Source organism: Ramlibacter sp. WS9, assembly GCF_003797765.1.
Taxonomy (GTDB): domain Bacteria; phylum Pseudomonadota; class Gammaproteobacteria; order Burkholderiales; family Burkholderiaceae_C; genus Ramlibacter.
Window position 1 is genome coordinate 131,727 of the sequence record NZ_RKMB01000009.1, and the last position, 18,221, is coordinate 149,947.

Annotated in this window: 25 protein-coding genes; 6 read left to right on the plus strand and 19 right to left on the minus strand. The window is 64.3% G+C overall.

Annotated elements, in window-relative coordinates:
- On the plus strand, positions 1-1,992 hold the full coding sequence (locus EEB15_RS15460; RefSeq protein WP_141510770.1) for a TonB-dependent receptor: 1,992 nt from the start codon (positions 1-3) through the stop codon (positions 1,990-1,992).
- A gap of 250 nt (positions 1,993-2,242) precedes the next feature.
- Here the strand turns inward: EEB15_RS15460 and EEB15_RS15465 are convergent, their stop codons facing one another.
- Entirely contained in the window at positions 2,243-2,470 is a 228-nt protein-coding gene (locus EEB15_RS15465) for an AbrB/MazE/SpoVT family DNA-binding domain-containing protein (protein ID WP_141510771.1), read from the minus strand.
- Positions 2,471-2,531: 61 nt separating this feature from the next.
- On the opposite strand from EEB15_RS15465, the gene EEB15_RS15470 reads away from it, so the two are divergent.
- Positions 2,532-3,482 carry an AEC family transporter gene (locus tag EEB15_RS15470; protein WP_141510772.1) on the plus strand — a complete coding sequence of 317 codons (951 nt, stop codon included), beginning with the start codon at positions 2,532-2,534 and terminating at the stop codon, positions 3,480-3,482.
- Here the strand turns inward: EEB15_RS15470 and pdxH are convergent.
- The gene (pdxH, locus tag EEB15_RS15475) at positions 3,479-4,126 is read right to left on the minus strand and encodes a pyridoxamine 5'-phosphate oxidase (RefSeq protein ID WP_141510773.1); all 648 of its coding nucleotides are present in this window, start codon (positions 4,124-4,126) and stop codon (positions 3,479-3,481) included. The genes EEB15_RS15470 and pdxH overlap by 4 nt on opposite strands.
- 91 nt (positions 4,127-4,217) lie before the next feature.
- On the opposite strand from pdxH, the gene EEB15_RS15480 reads away from it, so the two are divergent.
- From EEB15_RS15480 to EEB15_RS15495, 4 genes are all read left to right on the plus strand, one after another.
- Positions 4,218-4,676, plus strand: a complete 459-nt coding sequence (locus tag EEB15_RS15480; protein ID WP_141510774.1) for a (2Fe-2S)-binding protein — start codon at positions 4,218-4,220, stop codon at positions 4,674-4,676.
- Positions 4,677-4,686: 10 nt separating this feature from the next.
- Entirely contained in the window at positions 4,687-6,924 is a 2,238-nt protein-coding gene (locus EEB15_RS15485) for a xanthine dehydrogenase family protein molybdopterin-binding subunit (RefSeq protein WP_141510775.1), read from the plus strand.
- A gap of 72 nt (positions 6,925-6,996) precedes the next feature.
- Positions 6,997-7,977 carry an XdhC family protein gene (locus tag EEB15_RS15490; protein ID WP_141510776.1) on the plus strand — a complete coding sequence of 327 codons (981 nt, stop codon included), beginning with the start codon at positions 6,997-6,999 and terminating at the stop codon, positions 7,975-7,977.
- 49 nt (positions 7,978-8,026) lie between these two features.
- Positions 8,027-8,581, plus strand: a complete 555-nt coding sequence (locus EEB15_RS15495) for an NTP transferase domain-containing protein (RefSeq protein ID WP_141510777.1) — start codon at positions 8,027-8,029, stop codon at positions 8,579-8,581.
- Here EEB15_RS15495 and EEB15_RS15500 read toward each other — a convergent pair.
- The 17 genes from EEB15_RS15500 to EEB15_RS15580 all read right to left on the minus strand — a co-directional run bounded on the left by EEB15_RS15500 (position 8,578) and on the right by EEB15_RS15580 (position 18,095).
- On the minus strand, positions 8,578-8,970 hold the full coding sequence (locus EEB15_RS15500; protein ID WP_233259494.1) for a DUF1801 domain-containing protein: 393 nt from the start codon (positions 8,968-8,970) through the stop codon (positions 8,578-8,580). The genes EEB15_RS15495 and EEB15_RS15500 overlap by 4 nt on opposite strands.
- On the minus strand, positions 8,967-9,683 hold the full coding sequence (locus EEB15_RS15505) for an enoyl-CoA hydratase/isomerase family protein (RefSeq protein ID WP_141510778.1): 717 nt from the start codon (positions 9,681-9,683) through the stop codon (positions 8,967-8,969). Before EEB15_RS15505 ends, EEB15_RS15500 begins: the two co-directional genes overlap by 4 nt.
- A gap of 11 nt (positions 9,684-9,694) precedes the next feature.
- Positions 9,695-10,090: a GFA family protein gene (locus tag EEB15_RS15510; protein WP_141510779.1), complete on the minus strand. Its 396-nt coding sequence runs from the start codon at positions 10,088-10,090 to the stop codon at positions 9,695-9,697.
- Positions 10,087-10,455 (minus strand): nuclear transport factor 2 family protein, encoded by a 369-nt coding sequence (locus EEB15_RS15515; protein WP_141510780.1) that lies wholly within the window; start codon positions 10,453-10,455, stop codon positions 10,087-10,089. Before EEB15_RS15515 ends, EEB15_RS15510 begins: the two co-directional genes overlap by 4 nt.
- Positions 10,452-11,138, minus strand: coding sequence for a hypothetical protein (locus EEB15_RS15520; RefSeq protein WP_141510781.1), 687 nt, complete (start codon positions 11,136-11,138; stop codon positions 10,452-10,454). Before EEB15_RS15520 ends, EEB15_RS15515 begins: the two co-directional genes overlap by 4 nt.
- Before the next feature lie 18 nt (positions 11,139-11,156).
- Positions 11,157-11,984: a DUF2071 domain-containing protein gene (locus EEB15_RS15525; RefSeq protein ID WP_233259505.1), complete on the minus strand. Its 828-nt coding sequence runs from the start codon at positions 11,982-11,984 to the stop codon at positions 11,157-11,159.
- A gap of 5 nt (positions 11,985-11,989) precedes the next feature.
- The gene (locus EEB15_RS15530) at positions 11,990-12,493 is read right to left on the minus strand and encodes a GNAT family N-acetyltransferase (protein WP_233259495.1); all 504 of its coding nucleotides are present in this window, start codon (positions 12,491-12,493) and stop codon (positions 11,990-11,992) included.
- 25 nt (positions 12,494-12,518) lie between these two features.
- On the minus strand, positions 12,519-13,286 hold the full coding sequence (locus EEB15_RS15535) for an SDR family NAD(P)-dependent oxidoreductase (protein WP_233259496.1): 768 nt from the start codon (positions 13,284-13,286) through the stop codon (positions 12,519-12,521).
- Positions 13,255-13,761, minus strand: a complete 507-nt coding sequence (locus tag EEB15_RS15540) for a DUF4440 domain-containing protein (RefSeq protein ID WP_141510783.1) — start codon at positions 13,759-13,761, stop codon at positions 13,255-13,257. Before EEB15_RS15540 ends, EEB15_RS15535 begins: the two co-directional genes overlap by 32 nt.
- Complete coding sequence (locus EEB15_RS15545) at positions 13,761-14,078, minus strand: hypothetical protein (RefSeq protein WP_141510784.1); 318 nt, start codon at positions 14,076-14,078, stop codon at positions 13,761-13,763. Before EEB15_RS15545 ends, EEB15_RS15540 begins: the two co-directional genes overlap by 1 nt.
- Positions 14,079-14,089: 11 nt before the next feature.
- On the minus strand, positions 14,090-14,473 hold the full coding sequence (locus EEB15_RS15550; RefSeq protein WP_141510785.1) for a cupin domain-containing protein: 384 nt from the start codon (positions 14,471-14,473) through the stop codon (positions 14,090-14,092).
- 32 nt (positions 14,474-14,505) lie between these two features.
- Positions 14,506-14,628 carry a hypothetical protein gene (locus EEB15_RS34470; protein ID WP_255466334.1) on the minus strand — a complete coding sequence of 41 codons (123 nt, stop codon included), beginning with the start codon at positions 14,626-14,628 and terminating at the stop codon, positions 14,506-14,508.
- A gap of 423 nt (positions 14,629-15,051) precedes the next feature.
- Positions 15,052-15,795, minus strand: coding sequence for an AAA family ATPase (locus tag EEB15_RS15560; RefSeq protein WP_141510786.1), 744 nt, complete (start codon positions 15,793-15,795; stop codon positions 15,052-15,054).
- Positions 15,796-15,800: 5 nt separating this feature from the next.
- On the minus strand, positions 15,801-16,163 hold the full coding sequence (locus EEB15_RS15565) for an iron chaperone (protein ID WP_141510787.1): 363 nt from the start codon (positions 16,161-16,163) through the stop codon (positions 15,801-15,803).
- Between the two features lie 16 nt (positions 16,164-16,179).
- Entirely contained in the window at positions 16,180-16,710 is a 531-nt protein-coding gene (gene aac(6'), locus EEB15_RS15570) for an aminoglycoside 6'-N-acetyltransferase (protein WP_141510788.1), read from the minus strand.
- Positions 16,711-16,746: 36 nt separating this feature from the next.
- Positions 16,747-17,250, minus strand: coding sequence for a hypothetical protein (locus tag EEB15_RS15575; protein WP_141510789.1), 504 nt, complete (start codon positions 17,248-17,250; stop codon positions 16,747-16,749).
- A gap of 38 nt (positions 17,251-17,288) precedes the next feature.
- Complete coding sequence (locus EEB15_RS15580; protein WP_141510790.1) at positions 17,289-18,095, minus strand: hypothetical protein; 807 nt, start codon at positions 18,093-18,095, stop codon at positions 17,289-17,291.
- Positions 18,096-18,221 lie beyond the last annotated feature (126 nt).

Here is an 18,221-nt window from a genome sequence, read left to right on the forward strand (position 1 = left end):
ATGCATCCCAATTTCTCCCGCAGCGCCCTGGGCGCCGCCATCGTCATCCTGTGCAGCCACACCGCCGCGCAAAGCCAGGTCCAGCTCAAGGAAGTCACCGTCACCGGCAACCCGCTGGGCTCGGAACTCGTCGCGCCCGCCACCCAGTACTCGGGGCAGGGCCTGCTGCTGCGCTCGCAATCCACGCTGGGCGAAACGCTCAACAACACGCCCGGCGTCTCCAGCACCTACTTCGGGCCCAACGCCAGCCGGCCCGTCATCCGCGGGCTGGATGGGGACCGTGTCCGCATCCTGAGCAACAGCGGCGCGGCGCTGGATGCGTCCAGCCTCAGCTACGACCACGCCGTCACGGCCGACCCGATCAGCGTCGAGCGCATCGAAGTGCTGCGCGGCCCGGGCGCGCTGCTCTACGGCGGCAACGCCATCGGCGGCGTCGTCAACCTGATCGACAACCGCATCCCCACCGAACCCATGCAGGGCGTGAGCGGCAAGGTCGACCTGGGCCTGGCCAGCGGCAACCGGGAGAAGGGCGCGGGTGTGCTGATCGAGGGCGGCACCGCGCGCTACGGCCTGCATGCCGACGTGTTTGACCGCAGCACACAGGACGTGCGCGTGCCCGTTTCGCTGGGGTGCACGAAGCAAGGCGAGACATCGTTCGCGCGGCGCATCTGCAACTCGGCGAGCGACGTGCGCGGAGGCGCCGTCGGCGGATCGCTGTTCTTCGACAAAGGCTACGTGGGCGCGTCGGCCAGCACCTATCGCAGCGACTACGGCACGGTGGCCGAAGACGAAGTCACGATCGGCATGAAGAGCAATCGCTACGCCATCGAAGGCGAGTTGCGTGACCTGGGCGGCTGGTTCAAGTCAGTCAAGGCGCACGCGAGCCACACCGACTACACGCACACGGAGTTCGACGCTGGCGAGACGGGAACGGTGTTCAAGAACCGGGGCAACGACTTCCGCGTGGAAGCGCGCCACGCCAAGATCGGCGCGCTGGACGGCGTGATCGGCATCCAGGTGGAGAACACGCGCTTCTCGGCCGATGGCGAAGAAGCGTTCGCACCCTACAGCCGCACGCGCCAAGCCGCGCTGTTCGCGTACGAAGAGCTCGCTACCTCTTGGGGCAAGCTCACTTTCGGCGCTCGTACGGAGAGCGTGAAAGTCGAGTCGGAAGGTAATCCGATAGTGCCGCGCTTCGTCCCGGCCGGACGCGACTTCAACCCGACGAGCTACGCGCTCGGCGCGTTGTGGAAGCTCACGCCGCAGTGGAATCTCACCGCCAACCTCGCCCACAGCGAGCGGGCGCCGAAAGACTACGAGCTGTTCGCCGACGGGCCGCACGTGGCGACAGGTGCGTGGGAAGTCGGCAACGCGGACCTCGGCAAGGAGAAGTCACTCAACGCCGATGTGGGCCTGCAGTGGAAGAGCGGGCATCACAGCTTCAAGGTCAATGCCTTCCAGAGCAATTTCTCCAACTACCTGGCGTTGGCCGCGACCGGCGCGGTGGAAGATGACTTGCCCGTGTTCGCCTACCAACAGGTGCGCGCGCGCTTCCGCGGGTTGGAAGCGGGTGGCAGCATCCGCTTGCACGACAGCGCGTCGTCCGCACTCGACCTGGAGTTGCGGGGCGACGTCGTGCGTGCGACGAACACCACCACCGGCGAGCCGCTGCCGCGCATCGCGCCGGTGCGCGCGGGCGCAACGCTGGGCTGGACGCAAGGCGACTGGGGCGCGCGTTTAGGGTTCGATCATTCGGCGCGTCAGGACAGGGTGCCTGCGGGCGAGCAGCCGACCGACGCCTACACCTTGTGGTCGGCGGCGCTGACGTACAAGATGGCGGCCGGCCCCAACAATCTGCTCTGGTACGCGCGTGTCGACAACGCCGCCGACAAGCTCGCGTACAGCGCGACGTCCATCCTCACGCAAACCGCGCCGGGCAAGTCGCCGTTGCCGGGGCGCAGTTTCAAGGTGGGGTTGCGGGCGAGTTTCTAACCGGCCCGTCATTGCGGGCTTGAACCGCAATCCATGGCGGCGCGCCACCAGGTTTGTGGCGCGCCGGGCGTCCGTGCCGGGTCACCGGAGAATCGCGCAGATGCTGAGCGGCACGCCCGCGGGTTTGCGCAACATCTGCGGTTGGCGCGCGAAACTTGGTCACGCGCGCGAATAATCTCCGGAGCCCCGGCACAGCCACCCGGCACGCCGGCCTGCGGAGTTGGGGGAACCGCCGGAAGATAGCGGACGGCTAGCTTTTCGCAAGTTGGCTCAGCACCTCGCGATGATCAGCCATGATCCGCAACCCGGCGCGCAACTGCTCATCGAGAGGCGTGCCAGGAATCGCGATCTTCCAGCCTTCGTCAGTTGCGTACATGACCAAGTCGTCGCCGGCCTTCAAGCCATGCCTAGCGACGATGTCCGGCGGTAGTTCGGCCGCGAGATTCTCGCCAACAGGGATCAACTTGAGCCGGTGCATGACAGTGGTTAAGGAGTGCACGGCTAGACTAGCGCGTCTGGCCCCAATCGCCAAGTAGAACTTGAACAACCCCGTCCTCTCCGCCCTCATCCCGGTCGTCATCCTCATCGCCCTGGGCTTCCTCGCGGGCCGCAAGGGCTGGATCGGCGGGGCGGGCGTGAAGGACTTGTCGGGCATGGTCTTCGTCGTGCTGACGCCGCCTTTGCTGTTTCGCACCATGAGCACGGTGCGGGTCGAGCAGCTCGACTTCCGGCCCATCGCCAGCTACTTCATCGCGGTGGCGGTCATCTTCGGTGCCACGCTGGCATGGAAGGGGTTCAACCGCAACGGTGCGGTCCTGGCGCTGGGCAACACCTTCAGCAACACCGTGATGATCGGCATCCCGCTGGTCGGCCTGGCCTATGGCGACGCGGGGCTGGTCGTCCTGTTCACGCTGATCGCGGTGCATTCGCTCGTCATGCTGACCATCGCCACGGTGGTGCTGGAGATAGCGCTGTTGCGTGAAGAGGCCGCAGCCGGCCGGCACAGCGGCCGGCACATCGCGCACACCGCGCTCCTCGCCCTGCGCAACGCGGTGATCCATCCTGTGCCCCTGCCGATCATCGCCGGGCTGCTGTTCGCGCAGACCGGCTGGGTCATTCCCGCCGTCATCGACAAGCCGCTGCAACTGATGGCCAACGCATTCGGGCCGTTGGCGTTGCTGCTGGTGGGTGCGACGCTGGCTGCCACGAAGGTGGGCGAGCAATGGCGGGGCGCCCTGGCGCTGACGGCCGTGAAGAATCTGGTGCTTCCGGCGCTGGTGGCGGCGGTGGGATGGGCACTGGGGCTCACCGGCGTACCGCTCGCGGTGATGGTGCTGGTCGCGGCGCTGCCGATGGGGGCGAATGTGTTCCTGTTTTCGCAGCGCTACAAGGTGGCGGAGGAACGGATCACCGCCGGCATCGCGGTGTCGACGGCGTTGGGGCTGGTGACGTTGTCGCTGGTGATGTGGGTGTTGTCATCCCGGGCTTAAGGCGCCAGGCGTTCGCGAATCCAGGCACCCTCGCGCAACGTGTACCGCAGCCGGTCATGCAGCCGGCTCTTGCGGCCTTGCCAGAACTGCCATTCGTCCGGCACCAGGCGGTATCCGCCCCAATGCGGCGGGCGCGGCGGGTTGAGCATGAACTGTGCGCCGTACTTGGCGGCGTTGGCCACCAGCACCGTGCGGCTGGCGATCACCTGGCTTTGCGGGCTGGCCCAGGCGCCGATGCGTGAATCGAGCGGTCGGGTATTGAAATAGGCGTCGCTCTCTTCGGCGCTGGTTTTCTCCACCCGGCCTTCGATGCGCACCACCCGCTCCAGCTCCACCCAATGGAACTGCAGGGCGGCATACGGGTTGCCCGCCAGTTCCTGGCCCTTGCGGCTGTCGTAGTTGGTGTACCAGACGATGCCGCGGTCGTCGTAGCCCTTGATCAGCACCACCCGGGTGCTGGGGCGCAGGTCTCCCGCAACGGTGGCCAGCGTCATGGCGTTGGGCTCCGGCACCTCGGCGCTGATCGCTTCAGTCAACCATTTGTCGAATTGCTGCAGCGGGTCACCGAAAGAGGCATCCTCGCTCAGTTCGGCGCGCTCGTAGTTCTTGCGCAGTTCGGCGAGGCGGGAAGAAGTCGTGCTCATGGGAGGGGATTCTCTCATCGCCAGCTAAGAATCGAAGCGCTACATTCCGCAATTCCCCACCCGTCCCCCAACAAATCTCCAGGGAGCTCACATGGCCACGCTCAACGTCAACGGCAAGGACCTGTCGGTCGACGCCGATCCTTCCACACCCATCCTCTGGGCCCTGCGCGACACGCTGGGCATGACGGGCACCAAGTTCGGCTGCGGCGCGGCGCTTTGCGGCGCCTGCACCGTCCACCTGAACGGTTCGCCGATCCGCAGTTGCGTGACGCCCATCTCCGCGGCCGCCGGCCAGAAGATCACCACCATCGAGGCCATGGCATCTGACCGTGTCGGCAAGGCCGTGCAGGATGCCTGGGTCAAGCACGACGTCGTGCAATGCGGCTACTGCCAGAGCGGCCAGGTGATGAGCGCCACCGCGCTGCTCAAGACCAACCGCAAGCCCTCCGACGCCGACATCGACGCTGCCATGGCCGGCAACATCTGCCGCTGCGGCACCTACGCGCGGGTTCGCAGCGCGATCAAAGAAGCTGCTTCGCAGCTCGCCTAAGGGGAAGAACATGCATTTCGACACCACCACTTTCGAGCTTCCCAACATGCTGCAGCGCCGCGGCGACGCAGGCGACGACGCGCCCACGGGCGAGATGCCCCGCCGCACCTTCCTGAAGGTGGCCACCGCTTCCGGCTTCGCGCTCGGCGCGTTCCCCCTCGCGGTAGTCGCGCAAGGGACTGCGCCCGCTGCCGGCCTGAAAGCGACCGAGCAGCCTTCTGCCTTCGTCCGCATCGAGCGCGACGGCACCGTCATCGTCACCATCAACCGCCTCGACTTCGGCCAGGGCGTGCAGACCGGCTTGCCGATGATCCTGGCCGAGGAGCTGGACGCCGACTGGTCCAAGGTGCGCAGCGAGCACGGCAACGCCAACCCCGCATATGTGGACCCGGCGTTCGGCCTGCACCTGACGGGCGGTTCGAACTCCATCAAGAATTCGTACACGCAGTACCGCGAGCTGGGCGCCCGCACCCGGGCGATGCTGGTCTCCGCCGCTGCCACGCAGTGGGGTGTCGACGCGGCCACGCTGCGCACCGAGAACGGCAGCGTGATCGGCCCTGGCGGCAAGAAGGCCGGCTACGGCGAACTGGCCGATGCCGCGATGAAATTGCCCGTGCCCGAGAAGGTCACCCTCAAGGACCCGAAGCAGTTCCGCATCATCGGCAAGCCCACGGGCCGCCTGGATGCGCGCGCCAAGTCCAGCGGCGGCCAGAGCTACGGCATCGACGTGCGCCTGCCCGGCATGCTCACCGCCGTGGTGGCGCGCCCGCCCGTGTTCGCCGCCAAACTCAAGTCGGTGGACGACTCGGCGGCCAAAGCCGTGAAGGGCGTCAAAGCCGTGGTGCGTGTGCCGGTGGACCGCGGCGGCGAGGGCGTCGCCGTCATCGCCGACGGCTACTGGGCCGCCAAGCAGGGACGCGACGCGCTCAAGCTGGAATGGGACACGACCGGTGTCGAGAAGGCCGACAGCGCCAAGCTGCTGGCCAGCTACCGCGAGCTGTCGAAGAAGCCCGGCGCCGTGAAATACAACGCCGACATGTCGAAGCTGGCGTCCGCGCCCAAGAAGATCAGCGCCGAATACGTCTTTCCGTTCCTCGCGCACGCGCCCATGGAGCCGCTCAATTGCACTGTTGCCTTCAACGGCACGGGCGCCGAGCTGTGGATGGGCACGCAGATGCCGGGCCTGGACACCATGGCCGCGTCCAAGGTGCTGGGCGTGCCGCCGACAGCGATCAAGGTCAACACGCAGATGGCCGGTGGCGGCTTCGGCCGCCGCGCCATCCCTACCAGCGACTACGTGGTCGAGGCCTGCCAGGTCGCCAAGGCCGCGCGCACTGCCGGGCTGCAGGCGCCGGTGCGCACGCTGTGGAGCCGCGAGGACGACATCAAGGGCGGCTACTACCGGCCCATGCACGTGCATCGCGCCGAGATCGGCTTCGATGCGCAGGGCAACATCCTCGCCTGGGACCACACGATCGTCGGCCAGTCCATCGTCAAGGGCTCGCCTTTCGAGGCCTTCATGGTCAAGGACGGCATCGACAACACCATGGTCGAGGGCATGAAGGAGCCGTATGACGTGCCGATGCGCCTGACGGCGCACCACCCGCAGGTGAACGTGCCGGTTCTGTGGTGGCGCAGCGTCGGCTCCACGCATACCGCTTACGCAATGGAAACCTTGCTGGACGAAGTGGCCCGTGCGACGGGGCAAGACCCCGTCGCCTACCGCATGAAGCTGATGGGCGACAAGCATCCCCGCCACAAGACGGCGCTGCAGCTGGCCGTCGACAAGTCCGGCTACGGCAAGCGTACTTTGGCGCCCGGACGCGCCTGGGGCGTGGCGGTGCACGAGTCGTTCCAGTCGGTGGTGGCGTACGTCGTCGAGGCGTCGGTGGAGAAGGGCGTGCCCAAGCTGCACGCCGTGACGGCGGGCGTGCATTGCAACCTGGCGGTCAACCCAACCAGCGTCGAGGCGCAGGTGCAGGGCGCGGCGCTCATGGGCTTGTCCATGTGCCTGCCCGGCGCGGCGATCACGCTCAAGGACGGTGTGGTCGAGCAGAGCAACTTCGGCGATTTCCCGGTGCCCCGCATCACGGATATGCCGCAGATCACGGTGTACATCGTGCCCAGCGCCGAACCGCCCACCGGTATGGGCGAGCCGGGCCTGCCCGCGCTGGCGCCGGCGTTTGCCAACGCTGTCGCCAAGCTGACTGGCAGCACGCCGCGCGAACTGCCGTTCAAGTTGGGGTAAGTCACACGGCCCGGAGCCGCTTTGTATCAATTTGCGAATGCAAGGCCGCCCGAAACGGGGGAAAATGAGCTTATGGAAAGTCTCGACCTTCGCGTGCTGGGCGATGCCCTCGACTGGCACCGTGCCGGCCACGCGGTGACGCTCGTCACCGTCGTCGAAACCTGGGGCAGCGCGCCGCGTCCGCCGGGCGCGTTGCTGGCCGTGCGCGACGACGGCGCGGTGAGCGGCTCGGTGTCGGGCGGCTGTGTCGAAGACGACCTCATCGCGCGAGTGAAAGCCGGTGAGCGCCACGGCATGCCGTCCATGATCGCCTATGGCGTCAGCAAGGAAGAAGCGGCGCGCTTCGGGCTGCCCTGCGGCGGCACGCTGCGCATGGTGCAGGAGCCGCTGCAAGACGCGCACTGGATTGAAGAATTGCTGTCACGCACCGCGGCGCACGAGCTCGTTGCCCGCACCCTTACCCTGGCGACCGGAGAGGTCGCGCTGTCGGCTGCATCGCGCGAGGAACGCATGGAGTTCGACGGGCTGAAGCTCACCACGCTGTTTGGCCCGAAGTGGCGGCTGCTGCTGATCGGCGCGGGGCAGCTCTCGCAGGCCGTCGCGCAGATGGCTGCGATGCTCGACTTCGAAGTGCTCGTCTGCGATCCGCGTGAAGAGTACGCGGGCATGCTGGTGATGACCGGAGCGACGCACGTGCCCGGCATGCCCGACGACGTGGTGCGCGAGATGCATGCCGACGCGCACACAGCCATCGTCGCGCTGACGCACGACCCGAAGCTCGACGACATGGCACTGCTGGAAGCGCTGAGGTCTGACGCGTTTTACGTGGGCGCGCTCGGCTCGTCCCGCAACCAGGCCACGCGCAAGACGCGGCTGGCCGAGCATTTCGAGTTGACCGAAGCGGAGCTGTCGCGTCTGCACGGCCCCGTGGGCCTGCGCATCGGCGCCAAGACCCCGGCCGAAATCGCCGTGTCCATCGTCGCGCAGATCATCGAGTGCAAGAACGCCATAGCGCCGACGGCCCAGCCCGTCGCCGGCTGCTCCGTCTCATAACTTCTTCCTCCCTCTCCCTCTGGGAGAGGGCAGGGGTGAGGGCACTACCGTGAGCCAACCCACCATCCTCGTCCTGGCCTCCGGCCAAGGCGCCCGCTTCATCGCCTCCGGCGGCACCGGCTCCAAGCTCCGCGCACTGCTCGGCGGCAAACCCGTCCTCGAACGAACCCTGGACGCCGTCCGCGCCAGCGGCCTCGCCTGGCACCTCGAAGATGCGGGGCACGACGGCATGGGGGACTCCATCGCCGCGGGCGTCAAAGCCACGTCCGATGCCTCAGGCTGGCTCATCTTGCCCGGGGATCTTCCCCTCATCCAACCCAGGACGCTGCAAGCCGTCGCCGCCGCGCTGTCGCACTACGGCGCGGTGATTCCGCACTACCGCGGCCAGCGTGGGCACCCCGTAGGCTTTGCTGCGTCATGCCGCGAGGCGCTGCTGATGCTGAAGGGCCCGCAAGGGGCGGCTGCCGTTCTGCGCTCGCAGGAAGCGATCAACGCCGCCGGCCGCCTGGACGAAGATGATGATCCGGGCATCGTCACAGACATTGACACCGTGCAGGATCTGCGGAACGCCGAGGCGCTGCTCGCGGCGCGGCAGACGCCTTAACTCAGGCGCGTGGGGTCGCCCAATGAGGCGTTCAATGCCACGGCCTCTTTGACCAGGTCGACGACGGTAGCGCGCTCCAGCGGCGTTGCCTCGACCAATTCGAGTGTCGCCATCTCGTACTTGCCGCCGGGCTTGAGGCGCGGCTCGATGCCCCGCAGTCGCTGCCCGCGCCAGAAGCCGAAGAGCAGCCGCGTCTCCTCCGCCCGGATCAGCAGCACCGGCCCGTTGGAAAAGTACACCAGGTGGCCCCACTTGACGTGCTCGTCGAGCCACGCGGCACCGCTGACGGCGGACCGCAACGCGTGCGCATAGCGGCGTTGCCAGCCGCCGAGCGAAGCGATGTAGGCCGCAGGGTTGGCCGCGGGTGCCGACTTCTGCATACCGCTCATGGCACGTGCTCCTCGTCGTCACGGCCCAAGGCGCGCTGGACTTTGGATTCTTCGTCAACAGCGCGGGCGAACCCTTCCAGGCCGAAGAGATTCAACACCCGCTTGAATTCGGAGGCCACCTTGGGCTTGAGTGCCGCCAGGCGATGGCACGCGTCCAGGGAAGCCGCGTCGAGATCCTCCGCGGGGCAAACCCGGTAGACCAGGCCCCAGTCCGCAGCCTGGGCGCCAGAGAACTCCTCGCCGAGCAGCATCAAACCCTTGGCGCGCGACAAGCCCACTGCGGCCGGAAGCGTCGCGACCAGCCCGCCGGTGACGAAGACGCCGATGGACGCCTCCGGCAGCTTGAAGCGGGCGTTGTCGGCGGCGTAGACGATGTCGGCGTTCATCATCCACTCAAGGCCTGCGCCGACCGTCCAGCCGTGCACGGCGGCGACGACGGGCTTGGGGTTGCGCACGATCGACATGGCGACGGCCTGCACCAGTTCCAGATCCTTGTCGGTGGGCGCTTCGCTGACATCACGGCCCGCGCAGAACGCGCGCCCGTTGCCTCGCAGGCGGATGGCCCGCACCGATGAGTCCATCGCCGCTGCATCGAGCGCGTCCAGCAACGCGGCCGCCAGGTCGTTGTCGATCGCATTGAGTTTGCCTGGGCGGTTCAGCACCAGCGTCAAGACGCCGCCGTCGCGCTCCACGAGCAGTTTGGATTCGTTCATGGCGCGGGAGGTCATTCCATGTGCTCGATGTCAGCCGGCAATCCCACCCACGCATGCATGCGCTCCTCGTAGACCGACCGCACCGGCGGCGGAAACGCGGGATCGGCGAATGCGCCCACCGGGATGGCGATCATGTCGTCGTGTCCCTCGAGCACGTAGTAAACCGTGGCGCCGCACGTCGGGCAGAAGTGAAAGGTGGCCGTGCCGCCCGAATCGCCGACCCGCACGTAAGCGGTCGACTTGCCTTCTGTCGTGACGTTCCGGCGGTCAAAGCGTGCCTGCGCGCCGAAGACGCTGCCCGTGCGGCGCTGGCACGCCAGGCAATGGCACACTGAGACCCGGATGGGATCACCGGAAACCGTTGCGACCAGCTGGCCGCAACTACAGGAGGCTGTTCGATGGGTCACGGGGCTACAAAGAGTTTTTTCTCGCCGAGCGCGAATGATGCACGCTGGATGCGCCCATCGGCAACTTCATAAATGCACAGCATCTCCAGCGTGCCGAGGCCTTCGGGAAAGTTGCGGGTGATCAGCTCGGCATCGGTGACGACGTTGCCGACGACCACCCGCGACAAGAGCTTGGCATGCAGGTCCGGCTCAGAGAAGCGTGCCAGAAAGCGCGGCCGGAGTTGCTCGTGGCCCTGCGCCAACAGCTCGCCATGGAGCGTGAAGTGCTGCGCGTCCGGCGCGTATGTCGCAAGCAGCGCCTCGATGTCTTTGGCGTTGTAGGCGTCCAACTGGGCTTGGATGACACAGTTCGCGTCTGAGGTCATGGCGCCGGTGACTTTAAGGGCATCACCGTCAGGTTCGAATAGTGCCCATCCCCTGAATCGACGAAGAGCCCGACGGGGCGTTGAACGCCGCCGGCCGAAAGCCGGCGGGTGACGAGGCTCGGCTCTTTCGCATCATTCACGAAGACCCGCACGTGGCTGTCCGTCACCTCGATCCGGGCATGGAACCAGCCGTCGGGATCGGGCACCGGCTTCACCGCGTTTTCGAACTGGCCGGGTGCTGTCCTTCGGAGGTGCTCCCACGTGTTGACTGGCCACGCGATGTATTGCACCGAGCGGTTGCGTATGGGCTCCGCCGCCTGAAAGTTGAACGGGCGAAAGTAGACGGCCTCGAAGGTCTTCTCGTCGATCACGTTGAAAGCCACGCCCAGGAAGCTTCGCTGCCTGAGGTTTCGCCCCTTCAAGTCGATCTCGATCGTTCCCGTCGAAAAGCTCAACGCACGCGGCAAGGCCAAACCGACGATGCCGTTGGCCGAATCGCCCTCCGCGACCAACCGCACGGCGCGCTTGCCGTCAACTTCAGTGGTTTGCGCATCGGTGTGGGTGACCCGCCAAGACTTCCCGTCCGCAATCGTCGAGAGGTCGGCGGTGGACGGATGTCGATGCCCACATGCCTGGGTCAACGCAAGCGTTGCGAGTATCAGGGTGAAAATGATGGCTTTCACGAAGTCAAGCCTGCGGACTCAAGGCACCAATTGCGGTGGAAGATAGATCGTGAATTCATTCATCGGCTCTACGAGGATGCTGTGCGGGTGCTGCTGCTCTTGCAACGTCACGAGTCCAAGCCGTTCCAGAAGACCGAAATCGGCACTCACGAGCTTCCCGGGGTTGACTCGCAGCTGACCATGCCAAACGCGGTAAGTACCCAGGCGCCCGTCTATCCGGTGATAGTAGCCGCGGAGCGGGTGGGTCAGGTAAACCAGTCCCGACTCCACGTCCGGAAACCCCGGCAGACATAGCTCCATGTGCTTTTCGCACGTGAACTCGACTCGCGCTGGAGCCCAGCGGGCCTGCGTCTCCATGGCGTACTTGACATAGCGGTTCTCGCTGTCGACTTCGCAAGCAAAACGGACCCTGCCCGAGTACCAAGGGAGATTCCAGACGTGGCGGGGGACGGCAACGGTCCAGGAATCCAGCGTGGTCCCCAAGAACCAGACGCACTTCTCATTCGTCACGCTGTCGACGATGTAGATGCGATAGTTCGTCTGTCCCATCCGGAACTTCGGAAACGGATAGACCGCCGAGGTGAAGTCGACATCCACGAAGGGCACGACAGAGATCAAGGCCTTTTCGACACCGTCGATTTGCACGGTGTCCAACCTGAAACGCGGCGGCATCACTCCATGAAAACGAGCTGGATTGAATGCGTACGTGATGATCGAGAAGTGTTGGAGTTTGCAAAGCACATCGATGCCGGACGGCCTGGGGCGGTCGTGCAATACGTCCGCGAACTTCAGGCGCATCGGCATCTGCACGTCGAGCATCTCCGTTCGCGCCGGTTGAGCCTCCATGTCAATCACGGCCTACCGCCTTCTGCGTTGCTGAGGGACTTGTGCATCACAACGCTAAGGTAGTTGGTGTGCGGGCGCCAGTCAACTTCGCCCACTGTCTCGTACCCCCATGCCCGGTACATCGCGATAAGACCCACGGCAGGTGCGGCCGTGTCTAGCGCCACTGCCAAGGCACCATTGAGCAGGGCGTGGGCCACCGCGGCTTCATGAAGCGCCTTGCCCAACCCAGTGCCCTTGGACACCGGATCGACCGCGAACTGGCAAATGGTCCAGGTGCCGGCGTCGCGATAGAGCGCAACCGGCGAATCCGGCTGCGGCGGCCGAACCGTGATGGTTCCGACAATCTCTCCTTCGGTCTCTGCAACCAGGCTATGACCGGATGCGAGCCGCTTGCGCGTGTCATCCACGGATTGGTGCGTGCCCCAATAGTGCAGGCCCTTTGCGGCCTGCGGTGCGTAAGCCGCATGAATGAGCTGGGTCAGGCGCACGAGGCCATCGTCGACGCGCACGGAGCGGATCGTCGGAGAGTGCTCCTTATGCCTGCACATGCTTGATCGAACCCCCATCAACATACCAATTCGCCCCTGCCACGAAGCTCGCGGCCGGGCTGGAGATGAAGGCCACCACGCGTGCGATCTCGTCCGGCGTGGCCAAACGCCCCATCGGGTTTCGCTCGACGACCTTGGCGAAGGCATCAGGCTCTTGCTGCCGTACTTTGTCCCAAAACCCTCGTTCTGCAAGCGTGTCTCCTGGAGACACGGTGTTCACGCGCACAGTGGGCAGGAGCCGCGAGGCCAAGGACTTCATGTAGTGAGCCATTGCGGCCTTTGCCGCGCCATAGGCAGCCGATTGTGGCGCGGCCAGCGAGCTCGCCTTCGACCCGATGTATGTGATGGCAGCGTTTCGCGACCTGGCCAGGAATGGAATCGCGGCTTCGGTGGTATTGACCGCGGCTTGTATGTCCGTCTCCACCGCACACTGCCAGTTACTTGAAAGTGCGCTGACGTTCGGGATAAATATATCGAACGCATTCAGGCTACTGAGCCAAATTGCAAACGCAGTGCCGTCGGTGACATCAAGCGCCCGCGCGGTCACTTTGCCGGGGAGGGCGGCAACGGAGGCAAGTAGGCTGTCAATGGGAGCCTGGTTTCGCGCACAGAAGGCTACGTCGCAACCCTCTTCGGCCAATACACGAACGATGGCGGCACCAATGCCCGAGGAGCCGCCGGTAACCACTGCTGAAAGGCCGGTGAGATGGAGATTCATCGCATCATGGCTTTGGAAGCCGGCTGAGGTGTTCATGGATGATCTGCAGCCGGCCGCCCTCGACGACAAGTACGCGCGTGCCTCTGCCCTGGATCTTGAAGGATCGACCGTCCATTGAACCTTGCCAGTTGTACGTATACGTGGCCGTTGCGCCACTTGCGTCAACGGATAGCACCTTGACATCGGTCAGGTAGAAGCGCTCCTTCATGGCGCCGCCTCCGCTTTTCCAGGTCTTCTCGAAGGCACCTCGCACGGCCTGCTTCCCGACAAAGTCTCCGTCGTTGAAGCGAAAAAACGCGTCGTCGTGGACCATGTCTTGAATGAGTTCGAAGTTCTCCTTCTCGGCAACCTCCTCGAATCGGTTCAGAAACTCGATCACCGATGCCCTGGTAAGCAAGGTTTCACGCAGGTGGAGACTCCCAGTGGAACATGCGACGCTGCTCCAGCAGAGTAGCACCACGACGAACAGCCGGCAGGCTGACGCGGGGTAGCGTGGGTCCAAGCCGTTCATCAAAATGTGGCAATGCGCCGGATAGAGTCCAACTTCTCCTCCGAAAGGCCTGTCAACTGTGCCTCCTGGATCCGGCCCTCCCGCAACAAGTTACCGAAGACCCAGATCAGCTGCGAGTATCGATAGTCGTATTTCCGTTCGATGCCAATGCGCTTCTCGCGCAAGTAGTCCTCAAGCTGCCACATGTCGTCCGGCTCAGCGATCGATGCAGCGCGTGCTCGAAATTCCGCCATGACCTCCGACAGCTCCGCCCCCAGCGCCTCCTCAAAGACACGGCGCGCCAACTTCTTCTCACCGTGGCTCCATCCATCGCTCACAGTTGTCTCCCTTAGACTGCAGCACGGTGCTGAGTGCCACGCCCCATCGTGACGAACAGCATGCGACTTGGCTGGCTGACCTTGGCAGTGTGCCAGATACCTTTGGGCACCACGACCGCGGCGCGTCCCAAAAGCGGCACTTCTTCGACTCCTGTCGGCTGCTCCAGCAACAGCACCGCGGCGCCCGACAGCAGATAGACAAACTCCTCGGCCTCTGGATGCATCTCCCAGTTCGACCAGTCCGAAGCGCACTCGAACTCGGTGATGAGCCAGTCTGCACTCAGGTCGTTAAGTTGGGGCTCCGGCATGGACCAGAAGCCCTCACCGTCCGCGATCAACTCCGCGGAGCCGCCAGCGGTGAGGCGAACGTAGGTTTCGCTTGGGTCGAAGTGCAAGGGAACCTCCAATGCGGATGTTGAACTGCTTGTCAGGTCGCGTGGAAGAGAACCATACCGCCTTTGCGCAGGAGCTCGGATACCTCGTCAAAACCGCCCGCGCGCAATGCTTGCGCCTGCTCCTCGACCGTCATGTACAGCGCGTTGTTGCCCATGCCGCCATCTCCGGCGAAATGATCGCATACGAGGTAAGGCCCATCGGGGCTCAGAAGGGTTCGCACCCGCGCGTGCAACTCCTGGGCATAGCGCTTGTGGCGCAACTCGTGAATCGCTTGATTTGTCACAACGGCCCCGAACGTGCCGAGGCCGTCGGACCAAGCCGCGTCCCGGCACAGTCCTTCAACGCCGTGGCGATCGTGTCAAAGAACTCGGAACGCCAAGGGCGCTTCTCCATGGCCGAAGCTTCCCACGCGAGCGCATCCGCCATCACGCGCAGGTCGATTGGGCTGGGAACATCAGGTGACATGGGCGCAACTCAACCCAAGCCGGCGACGAGCCAGGGTGCGAATCCCACGATGAATGCGCCGGCAAGAAGCGCGATGGCGTAGCGGAAAGCGGGTTTTCTTTCCACGAAAGGGTCACGTGTCTGTGTCATCTCGAAGTAGCTGCTCCAGGCGCCTCGGATAATTGTTCAAGAAGTCTCGGGTGACAGCGAAGTGTTCAGTATCTTCGAAAGCGACCTCGCTGACACCGGATCTGTCGAACAGAATGATCTTCGCGTTGGGATACGACAGCAGTATGGGCGAGTGGGTTGCAATGACGAACTGCGAGTGATCTTCCACAAGCTGGTGGATCGCGCTGAGTGCCGCAAGCTGCCGGCTCGGAGACAGGGCCGCCTCGGGCTCATCGAGAAGGTAGAGGCCATTGCCGCGCAACTTGTTCAGAAGCACCGCCATGAACGACTCGCCGTGCGACTGGATGTGCAGCGACTTCCCGCCGTAGCCCTCCAGATAACCCGTTTCATCCATGTAGCTCGCGACGTTGAAGAAGCTTTCGGCTCGAAGAAAGTATTCGTCACGTGGTTTGGGTACGCCACGAGCAAGGCGCAGGCTGTCATGAAGCGCCGACAGTGAACCGGCCGACTGGAAGCGCACGTTCTTGGTTCCGCCCTCAGCCCCGAAGCCGAGTGCGACGGCGATGCCCTCCATGACGGTTGATTTGCCAGAACCGTTCTCCCCTACGAAGAAAGTCACGTTCGGATGGAAATCAATGTTGGCGATCTCGCGCACGGCGGGAATGCTGAACGGGTAGGACTCGTAATCAATCTCCGCGTCCGGACGGATCGACGCGTGAAGGAGATACGGCTTGGCGCGCTTGCTCATGCGTCCTACTTCGCTGCGGCCGCATACTGCCTCGCCAACGACTGCGCGACGCGAGCGATCAAGTCGTAGGGTATTGGCTCATCCAACTGGAATTGGAGGTTGCCCTTTGGTCCGCGGTACCGCGCCAGATTCGTAGCAAGGGCGTGGTCTTGAACTGGCGGATAGACCCCGATGTGCTTCTTGAACGCCGCGAAGTAGAAGAACACTTTCTTGTGGCGAAGCGCAGGCATTTGGTAGCTGATGCACTCGGTTGCGTCCGGCACGGCAGCGGAGACAATCTTTCGAATCGTCTGGAGGATTTCCCGCGCCTTCGGATCGGCTGCGGCGATGTACTCGTCGACGGTTGAGAAATGGGGGCGGGATGTCATTGAGCGCTGTTCAAGTTCATTTCTTCGGTGGCCTGTCCCTGACCATGTACACGGCGGGGCCGTCTGGCGTCACGACAATGCCTTCACTCCGGAACCCTGCATTCTCATAGCATCGTATGGCGCGAAGGTTGTTCGGTGCCGGGTCCGTCTGGATCTTCGTAACATTTGGATCGGTAAAAAGCACGTCCACCAAGGCGAGCACCAGTTTGCTACCCAGGCCCTTACCCAGTAGCTCCGCATACCCGATGGATTGATCGATGCCCCGGACCCCCGGATCGGTCTCGTCTTCCCACCATCCGCCGCCGGCGCCCAGCGCCACGTAGGACTGCGCATACGCGAATGGCATGTCGCCGAGCATGCCGATATACGGAACCACGCGATCCTGCGCCAGGACTCGCGGAAGGTACTTCTCGCGCACGGTCTCGAGTGAGGGCCTTTCGCCGCCCCACCACACGACGATATGCGGGCGATTCAACCAGTCATGCAACATGGAGATGTCGGCATCCGACATCAGGCGCAGGGTCACGGGGAGGTCGAGTGCGGCCATGACGGGCTGCATCATCCTAAGAAAATATCCATACCGCTAGTCGCCGCGGACGACTTCGATGTGAAGCTCAGGATGAGCTGAACGCCATAAATCGGCCTGCACCATGACCTCGTCGAAATCGATCTCGGGCGCCGAGTCGGCGAGGGTCAGTGAAATCTCGGTACCCGCTGGGCCGTCCCAAGGTTCGACTTCGACTCCACCTTGCGCGACTGCCCATTCGAACCGCTGCAAGTACTTGTGTCCGCCGCGTCGGGATTGGATCGTCATGGAAGGTGACGACATCGCAATGAGCGCCAGGCCAAGCCCGTGCAAGGCGACCTCGTTGCGGCGGACAGCCAATTGCTCCACGAGGCCGGAGACATAGCCTTCCCGATGAAGACCGATCCCGCGTCCGTTGTCTTGCAGCGTGCACTTTCGCGGTTGGATGGTGAGTCGGATGGCTGTAGCGGTTCCGCCTTCGTACTTGTGCTCGTAGACGGAGCCAGCGAGGAGGGCCCGCACCAGGACGGAGGAGAAGCTTTGATAAGAGGGGTTGTTCATGCGTTGCAACCTTGGAAGCGTTCAGTTTGATTTGCAAATCACTGGAGCACTGCATGGGCACCATGCCGCTCGATGCGCCACAGCCGCGTCGCTCGATACAATCCAAGCGCATGCAGTGCCAAAAAGGCGCTGAACACGAGCACTGCCAAATAGACCCAAAGGTTGATTCGCAACGCCGGCGTCACCTTGTCGAGATGCTGGGCGAACGGCACGATCAGCACCAAGTCATACGCGAGGAAGCCAAGCAGCTGGCCTGTCGCGTTGCCCATCACCGGCATTGCAACGGAATACAGGAAGTAGCACGCTGCGCCCAGGAAGATCCACCCATAGACTGCCGCGTGCGCTTCAGTCAGCGGCCAGGGAAAGAGCTGGGCGCCTTGCAACACCATCTTGCCGCCAACGCCGACCAGAATCATCGCGAACAGGACGAACGACCAACGGATGTGCCGCGGCACCGGCCGGCGATCGTGAAACGGCAACCGCCGCGACCATAGAAACAGCGCCGCACAAACCACAGACACGACTACGCATATCAAACCGAAACGCCCTGTGGGTGTGACTGCGGGGCTGCCACCTTGTCCCAGTGCATAGACCGCGACGCCCGCATAAGCGATGGACAAGTTGAGGGCGCCTCCCGCTGCAGCAGCGAACTCGCCGGAAACGCCGATCCACAGCACCGGCAGCGCTGCTGCAGCCAGAATTGAGGCGACGAAGATATAGGAGAGGCGTCCGCCGGGCCATGGCCACGTGCCGGTCGCCCAGGGCAACTGCACGTAAAAACCGGCGGCCAAGACCAGCGCAGCGAGACCGGCGCCGATGAACAGTGCACGTGCTACGGGCTTCAAGGCCGGGGTCCCTTTCTGCTGGTGCGCGCCCGGTTGCCGGCCATTATGCGTCGTGCCCGGAAGGGTCTTCCTGGAACATGCGGAGCCCGCATTTTGGGCAGTTGACAACGGACCTGCCGCGCGAAT